12 protein-coding genes are annotated in these 14,670 nt (G+C 66.3%); 5 read left to right on the top strand and 7 right to left on the bottom strand.

All coding sequences use genetic code 11. The features are described from left to right. Positions 1 to 18: 18 nt before the first annotated feature. The 3 genes from VSX79_RS08150 to VSX79_RS08140 are packed head-to-tail and all read right to left on the bottom strand — an operon-like array spanning position 19 to position 3,582. Positions 19 to 1,389 carry a sensor histidine kinase gene (locus tag VSX79_RS08150; protein WP_326915129.1) on the bottom strand — a complete coding sequence of 457 codons (1,371 nt, stop codon included), beginning with the start codon at positions 1,387 to 1,389 and terminating at the stop codon, positions 19 to 21. Further along, positions 1,386 to 2,309, bottom strand: coding sequence for a hypothetical protein (locus tag VSX79_RS08145; RefSeq protein ID WP_326915128.1), 924 nt, complete (start codon positions 2,307 to 2,309; stop codon positions 1,386 to 1,388). Before VSX79_RS08145 ends, VSX79_RS08150 begins: the two co-directional genes overlap by 4 nt. A gap of 58 nt (positions 2,310 to 2,367) precedes the next feature. Then, entirely contained in the window at positions 2,368 to 3,582 is a 1,215-nt protein-coding gene (locus VSX79_RS08140; RefSeq protein WP_179496472.1) for a glycosyltransferase family protein, read from the bottom strand. Positions 3,583 to 3,886: 304 nt separating this feature from the next. On the opposite strand from VSX79_RS08140, the gene gyrA reads away from it, so the two are divergent. The 3 genes from gyrA (at position 3,887) to VSX79_RS08125 (ending at position 9,061) form a co-directional block, all read left to right on the top strand. Further along, positions 3,887 to 6,553, top strand: coding sequence for a DNA gyrase subunit A (gene gyrA / locus VSX79_RS08135; protein ID WP_326915236.1), 2,667 nt, complete (start codon positions 3,887 to 3,889; stop codon positions 6,551 to 6,553). Beyond that, complete coding sequence (locus VSX79_RS08130; RefSeq protein WP_326915127.1) at positions 6,550 to 6,861, top strand: DUF952 domain-containing protein; 312 nt, start codon at positions 6,550 to 6,552, stop codon at positions 6,859 to 6,861. The genes gyrA and VSX79_RS08130 overlap by 4 nt, the downstream gene beginning before the upstream one ends. 127 nt (positions 6,862 to 6,988) lie before the next feature. Continuing rightward, on the top strand, positions 6,989 to 9,061 hold the full coding sequence (locus tag VSX79_RS08125) for an amidohydrolase family protein (RefSeq protein WP_326915126.1): 2,073 nt from the start codon (positions 6,989 to 6,991) through the stop codon (positions 9,059 to 9,061). Between the two features lie 221 nt (positions 9,062 to 9,282). Here the strand turns inward: VSX79_RS08125 and VSX79_RS08120 are convergent, their stop codons facing one another. The 3 genes from VSX79_RS08120 to nadC form a co-directional block, all read right to left on the bottom strand. Beyond that, positions 9,283 to 9,447 carry a hypothetical protein gene (locus tag VSX79_RS08120; RefSeq protein ID WP_257018133.1) on the bottom strand — a complete coding sequence of 55 codons (165 nt, stop codon included), beginning with the start codon at positions 9,445 to 9,447 and terminating at the stop codon, positions 9,283 to 9,285. Positions 9,448 to 9,602: 155 nt separating this feature from the next. Further along, positions 9,603 to 10,319: a ribonuclease T2 family protein gene (locus VSX79_RS08115; protein WP_179496482.1), complete on the bottom strand. Its 717-nt coding sequence runs from the start codon at positions 10,317 to 10,319 to the stop codon at positions 9,603 to 9,605. Beyond that, positions 10,306 to 11,154, bottom strand: coding sequence for a carboxylating nicotinate-nucleotide diphosphorylase (nadC, locus tag VSX79_RS08110; RefSeq protein WP_179496484.1), 849 nt, complete (start codon positions 11,152 to 11,154; stop codon positions 10,306 to 10,308). Before nadC ends, VSX79_RS08115 begins: the two co-directional genes overlap by 14 nt. Positions 11,155 to 11,245: 91 nt before the next feature. Between nadC and VSX79_RS08105 the strand changes: the two genes are divergently transcribed. Continuing rightward, entirely contained in the window at positions 11,246 to 12,382 is a 1,137-nt protein-coding gene (locus VSX79_RS08105; protein WP_326915125.1) for an NAD(P)H-dependent flavin oxidoreductase, read from the top strand. Between the two features lie 37 nt (positions 12,383 to 12,419). Here VSX79_RS08105 and VSX79_RS08100 read toward each other — a convergent pair whose 3' ends face one another. Further along, positions 12,420 to 12,866 carry a peptidylprolyl isomerase gene (locus tag VSX79_RS08100; RefSeq protein ID WP_179496488.1) on the bottom strand — a complete coding sequence of 149 codons (447 nt, stop codon included), beginning with the start codon at positions 12,864 to 12,866 and terminating at the stop codon, positions 12,420 to 12,422. 158 nt (positions 12,867 to 13,024) lie between these two features. Here VSX79_RS08100 and mgtE point away from each other — a divergent pair, with 158 nt between their 5' ends. After that, positions 13,025 to 14,470 (top strand): magnesium transporter, encoded by a 1,446-nt coding sequence (mgtE, locus tag VSX79_RS08095; protein WP_326915124.1) that lies wholly within the window; start codon positions 13,025 to 13,027, stop codon positions 14,468 to 14,470. Positions 14,471 to 14,670 lie beyond the last annotated feature (200 nt).

Below are 14,670 nucleotides of genomic sequence, written 5' to 3'. Positions count from 1 at the left end.
CCGCCAGCGACCCGCCCCTCAACCCTCGTCCCGCGCCGGCAGACTCAAGGTGAACCGCGCCCCCTGCCCTGGCGCGCTGTCGACCGTCAGGTCGCCATCCATCGCACGCGCCAGCCGGCGGGCGATGTAAAGTCCCAGCCCCGATCCGCCACTATCGGTCCGCCCCAGCCGTTCGAATTTCTCGAACACCACCGCCTGCTGCTCGGCGTCGATCCCCTGACCCTGATCGGCGACGGTCACTGTCGCGCGGCCCTCTTCGCGGTCGACGCGGATCCATATCTGCGATTGGTCGGGTGAATAGCGGATCGCATTGCCGAGCAGGTTGAGCAGCACCTGCAGCACCCGGCGGAACTCGCCATAGGCCGGCGCCCGGTCGTCGCCGCGCGGCGCGTCGATGCGGATGCCCTTTTCCTCGGCCTTCATGCCGAGCAACCCGACGGCGCGGCGGGCAAGGTCGCCCAGGTCGATTTCATCACGCGCCGCCTTGAAACCGGGGCGCTCGATATTCTGAAGGTCGGCGAGATCATCAACAAGGCCGAGCAGGTGGCGCCCCGCATGCGCAATATCGCCAGCGTAGCGCGCGTAGTCGGCGCGAATTGGCCCGTCGAATTGTCCCGAAATCGTCTCCGCCGTCGCAATGATGCGGCTGAGCGGTCCACGCAACGCGCCGTCGATGCGGCGGCCGAACTGCGGATCCGACAGGGGCAGCGATCCGAAGGCCGGATCGACGAGCGCGCCGGGAGTCCTTTGTTCGATCGGGGGCGGTGCCTCGGCAGCGACCGCGCTTCCGCGAAAACCGGTGAAACGTCCCGTCGCGTCGAACAACGCTTCGCCGGCGAGCGTCATCACCATCTGCTCCACCCGGACGCGCTGGCCGTCGAAGCGCGCCTGTCGCGCGAGGCCGCGCAGCACGGGAAAACGGCCGTCATCGTCGGGTTGCAGCTCGAACAACTCGGAAAGCGAGCGCCCTTCCCAGCCCGTCGGAACCGGGGGGGCATCGGGGGCCGCACGCAGCGCGACGAGGCGTAGTTGCTGGTCGCACTCCCACGTCCAGCTTTGCGGAACCGCCGCGCCCTCGGCGATCGGCGGCATTTGCGGCTGGACCAGCGGCCGCGTCCGCCAGTCGGTGATCTCGAGGCTTGCGCCATCGGCATCGGGGGTGATGCGGACGAGCGCGTGGATGTCGCTGTGATCGTCGGCGGCATAAAGCGGCCGGCTGATATCGCGGTGGAGCCGCTGTGCGAGCGCAACGAGACGCGCGAGATGCGGCAGGGCGAGCGGCTTGTCGAGACCCGCGCCCGCGCGCTGCTGCAGGCGCAACAGCGGCGCGTCGGCGCTTACCAGCGCGCCCGACCGGTCGATGCGGCCGCGGACGACGCGCTCGCTCACCGCGCACGGTCCGCGTCGTAAGATTTCATATCGTCGGCGCTGCCTACCGCGCGCGCCGGCAGCATCGCCAGCGACGCCTCGATCGGCGCCAGCGCCATATTATCGAGCCGCAGCGGCGCGAACAGCGAGGGCAGCGCCGCGCTCTCCGCCGTCAGCAGCGCAAGCGCCATGCCGTCATAGCTGCGGCGATGCGCCGCCGCCGCGAGCGCGATCAGCACCGGCCAATCGTGCCGCGCAATCGCCGCAGCTGCAGCATCGGTCGCGTCCGCGCCCAAGGCCGCGTAATATGCGCCTCCCGCGTCCTCTATCCCGCTTTCCTTCGCTTGCCGTTCGGTCGCGGCGCGCACGGCGTCGCCCAGTGCGGCGGCGCGTTTCGCGTCCTTGCTCACTTCTGCCAGCCGCCACGCGGCTATGTCGAGCAGCAGCGTGCGGAAAATTTCGCTATCAAGGTCGGCGATCGCGATCGCCGGATTGCCGAGCGCATCGAACCGCCGGCGGTCGGCGATTTGCACTGCCAGATAGGCGCGGTCGAGATCAGATAGTGCATCCTCGACGGCGGGACCCTCGTCATTCGCTGCGGCGGGATCGGCGAGCAATGGCGGCGGGCTGCCGCGCTGTGCCGACTGTTCGCGCCAGCGATGTTCCTCGGCGCGCGCAAAGCAGATTCCGGCCAGCCGCGTGGCGGAAGGCAGTCCACCGCCCAGCCACTCGTTCCACAGTGCTGCGGGGTCGACGGACGGGTCGAGCCGCGCCGCCACCTCGGCGACCATCCGACGCGCGATCCCCAGCGACAGGGCGCGCTGCTCCTCGGTCAGCCGGCCCGCCTTGGGCGCGGCGAGATAATCCGCCAGCTCGCGCAGGCGCGCCGCCAGCGTCGGCGACGGCGGATCGATGCCGGGAGAGAAGAGCGATTCACTCATGCGCGTCCGCCAATATCAGCATGACGTTAATAGGGCTTAAACCTTCAAGGCCTTTGTTTTACCGCGCCTCGGGGCGGCGCGCGAGGCGTAGCCAGAGCAGGATCTGAAACAGCGCCAGCAGCGGCAGGATCGCGAACATCAGCGGGGCAAAGCCGAACAGCAGCGCAGGCGCCAGCAGGATCCATGCCTCGTCCGCGTCGGGCAGCAGCCAGTGAAATCGCCGCCGCTCCCCCGAATCTTCGTAAAGCGCACGCGCGAGGAGGATCGCCGCGGCAAGGCACGGCGCGAGCGCGGCTTCGGAAAACGGCGGCATCTTCTGCCCCGGCCCGGCGAGCGACAGCAACCAGGGAAAGACTGCGAGCAGCACCCACGCAAAAGTGCGGATAATGTCGCGCGCGCGGTCCTGCGCCGCGCTTTCGGCACGAAACGCCGACAGGAAACGCATCGCCGCGAGCCCCAGTCCGCCGAGGATGGCGACAAGCGCGCCCGCCGCCGCGAGGCCGCTCGCCGCCAGCAGCGCGACCGCCACCCACAAGAGAGCGGTGACATATGGCAGATAGCGCGCGGTCGCCGGCGATTTGACCAGCAGCGGGCCCGCCAGCCGGATCACCGGCATCATGATCGCCGAACGGCCAAGCCCCATGCCGCCATATTCGACTTGCTGAAGGCTCGATTGCTCGATCAGCGCGGCGGTCGGGCGATCGGCCACGATCGCGATCTCGCCCTGCTCGAACAGCGCCGGCTCGCAATAGAGGCGCCGCGCACCCGCCTGCACCGCGAGACGCAGCAGGGTCAGCATCATGTCCCATTCGCCGGGCATCGCCGCGAGTTCGGCGACCATGGGCTGCGAGATCGAGGCGAGCCCGCCCCAGCGCCGCGTCGCGTCGATCCGCTCGAATCCCTGCGTCAGCATCGTGTCGCCGGTGACCAGGATCGCCGGCGATCCGGGCTTGGCGATCGCCGCATAATGGGTGCCGCCCGCGCGAAGGCCGTCGGCGACGAGGATGATCCTGTCGTCGCCCTCCACCAGCGGGACGAGATCAGCTGCCTGGCGCACGGGCGTGACCTTGATCCCGCGGCGGCGGATGCGGTCGCAGGTGGCGAGCAATTCGCCGGGCACCGCACCGACCGCGACCGCGATATGCGTCACCCCGACGTCGGCGAGGCGCGCCGCCTGGCGCTCGATCAGCGTCTCGCCGGCGACGGTGACGAGCGCGCGCAGCGATCCGTCGGGCAACGTTTCGGAGGCGCCGACCAGCGCAATCAGGGCCATTGGCGCAAGAGTTTCTCTGCAGCGGGCATCGGCACGAAGCTTTAGGGCCGGTGAAGCGATTGGCAAGCCCCGCCATGCGCCGCGATGACGTCACGCCTTCACCTTATTTTCCTGTGCTTTCCGCGCCTTTTCGGTCCGCAAAAAAATCCCGGCGAAAGGCGCGAATCGCTGGCCTTTCCAGCCCCCATCGGCTAGGCAGAATCCATCTCCCGAAAGAGCAGAAAAAGGCCGGGTCTTGACCGAAGAAAATACGCCTGTGCAGCCGTCCGACAACGGCGTTTCGCCGATCAATATCGTCGACGAAATGAAGACATCCTACCTCGATTACGCGATGAGCGTGATTGTCAGCCGCGCGCTTCCCGATGTGCGCGACGGTCTGAAACCGGTGCATCGCCGCATTCTTTATGCGGCGCAGGAAGGCGGCTTCGTCCCGGGCCGTCCGTACAAGAAATCAGCGAAGATCGTCGGCGACGTGATGGGCAATTATCACCCGCACGGCGACAGCGCGATTTACGACGCGCTCGCGCGCATGACGCAGGACTGGTCGCTGCGCGTACCGCTGATCGACGGCCAGGGCAATTTCGGCTCGATGGACCCCGATCCGCCAGCCTCGATGCGCTATACCGAAGCGCGGCTTGCCAAGACCGCGATGGTGCTGCTGAACGACCTCGACAAGGATACGGTCGACTTCCAGCCCAACTATGACGCGAGCCGCGACGAGCCCACGGTGCTCCCGGCGCGCTTCCCCAACCTGCTGGTCAACGGCGCAGGCGGCATCGCGGTCGGCATGGCGACCAACATCCCGCCGCATAACCTCGGCGAAGTGATCGACGCGACGCTCGCGATGATCGACCGCCAGCTCGAGGGCGGGCCGCCGGTCACGCTCGAGGAATTGATGGCGATCGTTCCCGGCCCCGACTTCCCGACCGGCGCGATGATGCTCGGCCAGGGGGGCGCACGCAACGCCTATGCCACGGGCCGCGGCTCGATCATGATGCGCGCGACGCATGTGATCGAGGAAGGCAGAAACGACCGCCAATCGATTGTTCTGACGTCGATTCCCTTCCAGGTTGGCAAGTCGGGTCTGGTCGAGAAGATCGCCGAAGCCGCGCGCGACAAGCGCATCGAGGGCGTCGCCGACATCCGCGACGAGTCGAACCGCGAGGGCGTGCGCGTCGTCATCGAGTTGAAGCGCGATGCGACCGCCGAGGTCGTCCTCAACCAGCTCTGGCGCCACACCCCGGCGCAATCGAGCTTCCCCGCGAACATGCTCGCGATCCGTGGCGGCCGCCCCGAAATGCTCGGCCTGCAGGATATTCTCTCGGCCTTCATCACCTTCCGCGAGGAAGTGATCACCCGCCGCTGCAAGTTCGAACTCGCCAAGGCACGCGACCGCGCACACATCTTGCTCGGCCTTGTCGTCGCGGTATCGAACCTCGACGAAGTCGTCCGCATCATCCGCGGTTCGAACTCGCCCGCCGCGGCGCGCGAAGCGCTGCTGGCGCGCGAATGGCCGATCGGCGAGATCGCCCCGTACATCCGCCTCGTCGAAGCGATCGAGGGCGAGATGGAGGAAAGCGCGACCTATCGCCTCTCCGAAATTCAGGTGAAGGCGATCCTCGACCTCCGCCTGCATCGCCTCACCGCGCTCGGCCGTGATGAAATCGGCAAGGAACTCGGTGAGTTGGCTACCGAAATTGAGGAACTGCTTTCGATCCTCGCCGACCGCGTCAAGCTTTATGGGGTGATGCGTGAGGAGCTGGTTGCGGTGCGCGAGGAATTCGCGACCCCGCGCCGCACGCTCGTCGCTCCCGCCGCCGACGGCATCGACGACGAGGATCTGATCGAACGCGAAGAGATGGTCGTTACCGTCACCCTCGACGGCTATATCAAGCGCACGCCGCTGGACACCTTCCGCGCCCAGCGCCGCGGCGGCAAGGGCCGTGCCGGCATGGCGACGAAGGACGAGGATGTCGTCACCGAATTGTTCGTCACCTCGACGCACACGCCGGTGCTCTTCTTCTCGACCGCGGGCAAAGTCTATCGCATGAAAGTGTGGCGCCTGCCCGAAGGCGGGCCCGCGACGCGCGGCCGCCCGATGATCAACCTGCTACCGCTCGCGCAGGGCGAGACCATCTCGACCGTGCTCCCGCTGCCCGAGGACGAGGCCGAATGGAGCAAGCTGCACGTCATGTTCGCAACCGCGAAGGGCAGCGTGCGCCGTAACAGCATGGACGCTTTCACCAACGTGCCCTCGAACGGCAAGATCGCGATGAAGTTCGAGGGCGAGGACGAGGACGACCGCCTGATCGGCGTCGCCTTGCTCGACGAAAGCGACGATGTGCTGCTGGCGACGCGCCAGGGCAAGGCGATCCGCTTCGCCGGCGACGACGTCCGCGAGTTCCAGAGCCGCAATTCGACCGGTGTCCGGGGGATGAGGCTGACGGGCGGCGACGAGGTGATCTCGCTCTCGATTCTCCACCGCGTCGGTACCACGATGGAGGAGCGCGAAGCCTATCTCCGCGCCGCGCCGTGGAAGGACAATGAGAACGAACCGACGCTGCCCGGCGATCGGATGGCCGAACTGGCCGCGAGCGAGCAGTTCATCCTCACCGTCTGCGCCAACGGCTATGGCAAACTCTCCTCGGCCTATGAATATCGCCGCACCGGTCGGGGCGGCCAGGGGATCACCAACATCGACAATATCGCCCGCAACGGCCCGGTCGTCGCGAGCTTCCCCGCCACCAAGGTGCATCAGCTGATGCTCGTCACCGATCAGGCGAAGCTCATCCGCATGGGACTCGATTCGATGCGCGTCATCGGCCGTGGCAGCGCGGGCGTGCGCCTGTTCGACGTCGCGAAAGACGAGCATGTCGTCTCGGCGGCGCTGATCGAGGAAGGCGATGAGGAGGAAGGCGAAATCGCGGAAGCCGTCGCCGAAACCCCGGCCACCGAGGCGCCCCCCGAATGACGACGTCCGCGACCGCCTTCAAGGTGCTGACCCAGCAGCAATGGGCAGATTTCGAGCGCGAACGCGTGTTCCGTGGCGCGCCCGTGGATATCGCCGACGGTTATATCCATCTTTCGACCGCCGAGCAGCTCGAGGCGACGATCGCCAAATATTTCGCGGGCGAAAGCTGCCTGATGATCGTCGAGGTCGATCTCAACCTCCTCGGCGACGCCATCCGCTGGGAACCCGCACGCGGCGGCGACCTCTTCCCGCACATCTATGCCGAACTGCCGATCCACGCGGTGGTTAGCCTGCAACAGCGCGGCTGAACGCGTCACTCCCGCGGAAGCGGGGTGACCGAATCTGTTGAACGAACATTTCCGACCTTTGGTCGTATCTTGCTTCGTGCATCCAAATAGTCCTACCACCGTCGCGCTTTGCGACCGGGGAGATTTGATGATGCGCCTGATTTTGATCGCCGCCCTGCTGGCCTCCGCTGCACCCGTTGCCGTCCACGCGCATGGTGAGCCTGCGCCCGCGGCCCCGTCGAAGCCCGTACCCAAGGAAGACCTGCTGAAACCCCCTGCCGACGCGGCGCGCTATGTCGTCGTCTCCGAAGCCGGACAGCACGGTAGCCAATGGCGCTGGCAGCTTCCCGACGGCCGCACCGCCTATCGCTGGTCGCAGGAACTGCGGGGCTGGATCACCGAGATGGATCAGGTCACGACCTTCGCGCCCGACGGCACGATCGCGGCGATGACCGTCCGCGGCGTGACCATGTCGGGCGACGCCGCCGAGGAATTTCGAACCGCGAACGGCCGCGCGACGTGGAAAACCGCCAATGACGCCGGCGAAGCGGCTGCAGGTGGCTGGTACATCCCCGCGAGCGGCGTCGGCATCGCCAACGCCCCGCTGATCGGCGCGCTCGCCGCGGCGGGCGACAAGGGCCTGACCTTCCTGCCCAGCGGCAAGGGCCGCATGACCTTCGGTCCGACCGAGATCATTCAGGGTCCCGCCGGCCCCAAGACGGTCCAGCTCGCCTTCATCAGCGGCATCCTGCCCTCGCCGCTCCCGGTCTGGCTCGACGAGCAGAAGCGCCATTTCGCCGACATCAGCTATATCTCGGTGATCCCCGCGGGTTATGAGGGCGCGCTCAAACAGCTTCGCGATGCGCAGGAAAAGGCGACCGCCGACACGGTCGCCGCCATCGCCAAACACTTCCTGACTCCCACCGCCAAGGCGCCGGTGCTGTTCGACAATGTCCGGCTGTTCGACGCCGATAAGGGCGAGTTCCTGCCCGCGCGCGCGGTGCTCGCGCAGGACGGAAAGATCGCCGCAGTCGGTGCTGCCGGATCGCTTGAGGCCCCTGCGGGCACGCGCATCATCGACGGGCGCGGCAAGACGCTCGTCCCCGGCATCTGGGACAGCCACCTCCACATCGGCGACGACTGGGACGTGCTCTCCAACATGGCGAACGGCATCACCAGCTTCCGCAGCCCCGGGACGACCTTCGACCGCGCGGTCGATGCGACGAAACGCCGCGCCGAGGGCAGCCTGCTCATGGGTGAACCCTTCATCTCGGTCATCATCGACCGGAAGGACCCGCTCGCCGCGCAGGGCGCCGAAGTCGTCAGTAGCGCCGAAGAGGCCATCGCCGCCGTCCGCCGCGTCAAGGATGCGGGCCTGTGGGGCGTCAAATTCTACACCTCGATGAACCCCGCCTGGATCGCCCCCGCCGCGGCCGAGGCGCACCGGCTCGGCCTCCACGTCCACGGCCATGTTCCCGCGACGATGAAGCCGAGCGAGGCCGTCGCTGCGGGGTATGACGAGCTGACCCACCTCAATTTCGTCGTGATGGAATCGATGCCGCGCGAGGTGATCGACAAGGCGAATACGCGGGCGCGGATGGAAGGACCGGCGCGCTATTTCAAGGATGTCGATCTCGACGCCCCGTTGATGAAGAATTTTGTCGCCGACCTCGCGGCGAAAAAGACGATCATCGACCCGACCATCGTCATTTTCGAGGGGATGCTGACGCAAGACGGCGGCAAACCGCACCCCGCCTATGCTCCATATATGGGCATCATCTCGCCCGTCATCGAACGCTCGGCGTTCACGAGTGGCGGCTATCCGCTCGTCGAGGGTCTGACGCGCGACGATTATCGCAAAAGCTATGCGAAGATGGTCGAACTGGTCGGCCGGCTGCACAAGGCCGGCGTCCCGATCGTCGCGGGCACCGACGGCTGGGGGATAGAGCTCATCCGCGAGCTCGAAATCTACCGGCAGGCGGGCTTCACTCCCGCCGAAGCGCTCCGGAGCGCGACGATCCTCCCGGCCCGGATCGCCGGCGCCGACCAGCGCACCGGCTCGATCGTGGTGGGCAAGGAAGCCGACATGGTCCTCGTCGATGGCGACGCCTCGACCGACCTCGGCGCGCTCCGCCGCGTCGTAACGGTGGTCAGCGACGGCTATGTCATGGACGCCGACGAGTTGCGGAAAGCGGCGGGATATAGCGGGCGGCCGAAGTAGAGGGCCTGCACGCCCAAATTTCCTTGCACCACGCCGGCCTGATCCGCGATGACACTCGACCGCTTTGGAGCGGCGAGCGGACGTTCCCACCCCAACCTCGTCATTCCCGCGAAAGCGGGAACCCAGTCTGGGGTCAGCGCACGCACACTCTGGATCCCCGCTTTCGGGGAGATGACGACGTAAGACGGCCGACGATCTCTAGTTTCGGCCGAAGCCCAGCCTCAAACCAAAAACATCATGGTCGCGGTAAAGAAAATCGCGAAGCTCTGCAGGAACAGCCGGAAATCATTGCCCGAAAAGATCGTCACCGGCTCACGATGCGCGGCCAGCGCCGCGCGCAGCTCGCCTTGCCAATCCTCGGGCGCATTCAGGCGCGCAATCGCCAATTGCCGTGCGCCGTGCGCACGCACACGCTCGCGAATGTCGATATGATCGTCCGACTCCATGCACCCAAGGCTAGGGGGATGTTAACGAGTCGATAAGGTTAAAAGAGTGTTAATGCCGCCACCGTCCCACGGCGGGACGCTTCGACGCTCACGCCTTAACCTTTGGGCATCGATCGGACGCGAAGCCGTTGCCCGTCTTTCGCGCCCGCCTGGAACGGCTTGCACCGTGCGGGCTTCATCCGCGGCCCCAGGCACAAGCGCACTTCGTTCAGCCAACCCTGCCGGTCGGCCGACACCGCAATCATCGGCACCGTCACCCCTCGATTGGCGGCGGCGAAGGCGCGTCGAATGCTCCCCGCCGTCTGCGGTTTCACGGCGAGCGCCGTCATGTCGGGAAAGCGGACGGCGCGGAACAATATATCGGCCGCGCGGAAATAGGCGGCGGGATGCGGGCTCATGCACGTCCCATGCTTTGCCCATTCATGCTGGAGCAGCTGCGCCGACGGCGTCATGCACATATGTTTCCGCAACACCGGTTGCGGCACAATCTTCGCCGGGCGGCACCATTGCGGGTAAGCGGGACCGTCGGCCTCGGGCCACAGCCCGTGCAGCACCCAGCCGAAGCGGCCATTCTCGCCCGCGCATTGGAACCGGTCGCGCGCGCCCTTGGGGTTCCGCACGTCGGCGCAATGCTGCGGCGACCAGCTCATGGCGAGCAGATAGCCCGTGATCGCGGGCTTGCGCACCGGTTCGCCGCGCTTCGGCTGTTCGAGGCGCGGGACCGGGATCCGGTCGGGAACCGAGCAGGCCAGCGATTGCGCCTGCGCCGCGACCGGCACCAACGCCAGCGCGACGGCGCTAAACCAGCGCAAAATCGAGCCCGATGTCCGCCGCCGGCGCCGACTGCGTCAGCCGCCCGACCGACACATAGGTCACGCCCGTCGCGCCGATGTCGCGGATCGTATCAAGCCGTACCCCGCCCGACGCCTCGGTCGGCACCTTGCCGCCGACCAGCGCGACGCACTGGCGCAGTTCGTCGAGGCTCATGTTGTCGAGCAGCAGGTGCGTCGCGCCGGTATTCAGCGCGGGTTCGACTTGCGCCACGCGATCGACCTCGACGATGATGTCGGCGATTCCCGCCACGACCGCGCGCCGCACCGCCTCCTCGACCGATCCCGCGACGGCGACATGATTGTCCTTGATCATCGCCGCGTCCCACAGGCCCATACGATGGTTTTTCGCGCCGCCCATCCGCGTCGCATATTTCTCGAGCACGCGCAGGCCGGGGATCGTCTTGCGCGTGTCGAGCAATGTCGCGCCGGTCCCCGCGAGCGCATCGACATATTGCCGCGTCATCGTCGCGATGCCCGACAGATGCTGCACCGTGTTGAGCGCCGACCGCTCGGCCGTCAGCATCGCGCGCGCATTGCCCGACAGGCGCATCAGGTCGCTGCCCTCGGCGGCTTCAGTGCCTTCCTCGATCAGAATCTCGATCTCCATCGCGGGTTCGAGCGCGCGAAAGAAGCGCTCGGCGATCGGCAGCCCCGCGACGATGATCGCATCGCGGCTGTCCATCACCCCGCCAAAGCGTGCATCGGCGGGGATCGTCGCCATCGAGGTAATGTCGCCCCCCGCCCCCAGATCCTCGGCCAAGGTGGCGCGAACAAAGGCATCGAGGTCGAAATCGGGAAGCGAGAATTGGGTCATGCGACCTGCGATAATCCGCCCGTCCAGCAAATCAACTTGACGTTTACGTCAACTGGCGCTGACATGGAGCAAATATGAACGGAGAGGTCCCATGCAATCCCCCATCTGCGCCCTGCTCGGCATCGAATTCCCGCTGCTTGCCTTTTCCCACTGCCGCGACGTCGTTGTCGCTGTGTCGAAAGCCGGCGGCATGGGGGTATTCGGCGCCGCCGCCCTCCCGCCCGAGCGGCTCGAGGAAGAGCTTGCATGGATCGACGCGCATATCGGCGGACGCCCCTATGGCATCGACCTGATCGTGCCGAACAGCTTCGCGGGTAAGGGCGACGCGCCTTCGCTCGCCGCCGCGAAAGTGCCCGAAACGCATCTGCGATTCGCCGCCGACCTCCTCGGCAAATTCGACGTCGATGCCGCCGGGCTGGCGGCCGCTATGGAAACCCGGCAGAGCTTCGGCGACAATATGCACGAGGATGGCGCGGCGAAGCTGCTCGAAGTGGCCTTCCGCCATCCGATCAAGCTGATCGCCAACGCGCTCGGCGTTCCGCCGCCGCTGATGCTCGAACTCGGCAAGCGTCATAATGTGCCGGTCGCCGCGCTCGTCGGCACGCGCGACCACGCGCTGGCGCAAGTCCGTGCCGGTGTCGATATCCTCGTCGTAGCGGGCGGCGAGGCGGGCGGCCATTGCGGCGAGGTCGCGACGATGGTGCTCGTCCCCGAAGTCGCCGCGGCGGTCGAAGCCGTGGGCGCGGACACCCCGATCCTCGCTGCGGGCGGCATCGTCACCGGGCGCCAGATGGCGGCGGCGATGGCGATGGGCGCGCACGGCGCCTGGTGCGGTTCGGTATGGCTGACGACCGCCGAGGCCGAAACCAACCCTGTGGTGAAGGAAAAGATGCTCGCTGCCTCGGCGCGCGATACCGTGCGATCGAAAAGCCGCACCGGAAAACCCTCGCGCCAGCTCCGCTCGCCGTGGACCGACGCATGGGAAGCCGAAGGTGCGCCAAAACCCCTGCCGATGCCGCTGCAATCGCTGGTCAGCGAACCCGCGCTGCGCAAGGTCGATAAATTGTCCGAAGGCGGGCACGAGGGGGCAAAGGCGCTTGCGACCTATTGGGTCGGCCAGGGGGTCGGCCTGATGAACGAGGCGATGGGCGCCGGACAGGTCGTGCAGGCATTCAAGGAAGACTGGGTCGCCGCCTGCGAACGGCTCAACGGCTTTATCGGCGACTAGGCAAAAAAATCCCCACCGAAGTGGGGATTTTCTGAAATCAGCCGATGGTCGCCTTGACGATCTTGCCGGGTTCGCGCGGCGGCTCGCCCTTGGGCAGTGCGTCGACATTTTCCATGCCTTCGGTCACTTCGCCCCAGACCGTATACTGGTTGTCGAGGAATCGCGCGTCGTCGAAGCAGATGAAGAACTGGCTGTTCGCGCTGTTGGGGTTCTGCGCACGCGCCATCGAGCAAACGCCGCGGACGTGCGGCTCGCTATTGAATTCCTGCGGCAGGTCGGGAAGCTGGCTGCCGCCCATGCCGGTACCCGTCGGGTCGCCGCCCTGCGCCATGAATCCGGGGATCACGCGGTGGAACACGACGCCATCGTAAAAGCCTTCCTTGGCGAGGGTCGAGATTCGCTCGACGTGCTGCGGCGCGAGGTCGGGGCGCAGGCGGATGACGACATCGCCGGTCGAGAGCGAAAGCGTGAGGGTTTCGGACATATTGAAGCTCCTGATGGTCTGATTTGGCGGTGCCATAGCGGGGCACAGCGCTCAAGGCCAAGGTCTAATTGTGGAAAAGGCGTTCGCGGCGTTGCCATCGGCAGGTGGCGGCACTAGGGGAAAGCTCGGACGCCGCAAGAGACCGGGAGGACCGCGCGATGGACAAACGCGAAGAATCCCTGCCGCCCGACGATGCAGCGATCGTCGATGACCGCGAAGCCGCTCTCCGCGAACCCGAAACCGAACTCGATGAAGACGACCGGCTGAAACCCCAATTCGTCCGTGACGTGATCGAACTTGCCGAAGCCGGCGAAGCCGAAGCGGCGCGCGAACGCGTCGGCCGCCTCCATCCCGCCGACATCGCCGACCTGTTCGAACTCGCGCGCACTGACGAGCGCCCGATGCTGGCGGCCGTGCTCGGCAACATGCTTTCCGCCGACGTGCTCGCGGAGATGAACGATTATGTCCGCGAGGAGCTGATCGACCTGCTCGCGCCCGAGCAAGTCGCCGAACTCGCTTCCGAACTCGATACCGACGATGCCGTCGCGATCATCGAGGACATGGAGGAGGACGAGCAGCAGGCGGTTCTCCAGGCGATGGAGCCCGAAGATCGCGCCGCGATCGAGGACGCTCTGTCCTTCCCCGAGGAATCGGCGGGCCGTCTGATGCAGCGCGACCTCGTCGCGGTGCCCGAACATGTCACCGTGGGCGACGTGATCGATCGGCTGCGCGAAGACGCCGATCTCGCCAGCGATTTCTGGGAAATCTTTGTTGTCGATCCGATGCACAAGCCGGTCGGCACATGCCAGCTGAGCTGGATACTTCGCACCCCGCGCGACATCGCCATCAGCGATGTGATGAAACGCGAGCAAACGCTGATTCCGGTCGACATGGATCAGGAAGAAGTCGCGTTGCGCTTCCAGAAATATGCGCTGATCTCCGCCGCTGTGGTCGACAAGGCGGGGCGCCTTGTCGGCATGATCACCGTCGATGACATCGTCCATATCATTCAGGAAGAGGCCGGCGAGGACATCCTGCGCCTGTCGGGCGCCGGCGACGGCGACATCAACGAGCCGATCCGCGAAACCTATAGCGCGCGCGTCCGCTGGCTGATCGCCAATCTCGGCACCGCGCTCGTCGCCTCGACGATCGTTGGCCTGTTCGGCGGCGCGATCGAACATATGGTCGCGCTCGCGGCGCTGATGCCGATCGTCGCGGGGGTGGGCGGCAACGCCGGGACGCAGACGCTCGCGGTCACGGTCCGCGCACTTGCCATGAACCAGCTCACCGATTCGAACAGCTGGCGCGCGATCTGGCGCGAGATGAAGATCGCGCTGCTCAACGGCGGGACGATTGCCCTGATCGCGGGCACGGCCACTGCGCTCTGGTTTGCGAACCCGATGCTCGGCGGGGTCATCGCAGCGGCGATGATCGTCAATATTTTCGTCGCCGGCGTGGCAGGCGTCGCGATCCCGTTGCTGCTCGACCGGCTCGATCAGGATCCCGCGGTGGCCAGCTCGATCTTCGTCACCATGACCACCGATTCCATGGGTTTTCTGGCGTTTCTCGGGCTCGCGGTGCTCAGCGGATTGACTACGCTCTGATCGCAAGTCCCTGGAATCCAAGCGATTCAAAAGATTCACGAAAAAAAATTTATCGCAGCGATTTTTTTCGGGAACTATGGCCCATGTAGCTCGTTTCCCATTCGAGCAGCGGTCATCGCCCCCCCGCAGCGCTGCTCAGCAACATTGGCCCGGCCCGCATTCCCTCCCCCCCCTCGAAGCGTGCCGGGCCATTTTGCGTC

Source organism: Sphingopyxis chilensis (assembly GCF_035930445.1).
Taxonomy (GTDB): Bacteria; Pseudomonadota; Alphaproteobacteria; order Sphingomonadales; family Sphingomonadaceae; genus Sphingopyxis; species Sphingopyxis chilensis.
This window is presented reverse-complemented; position numbering and strand designations above follow the sequence as displayed.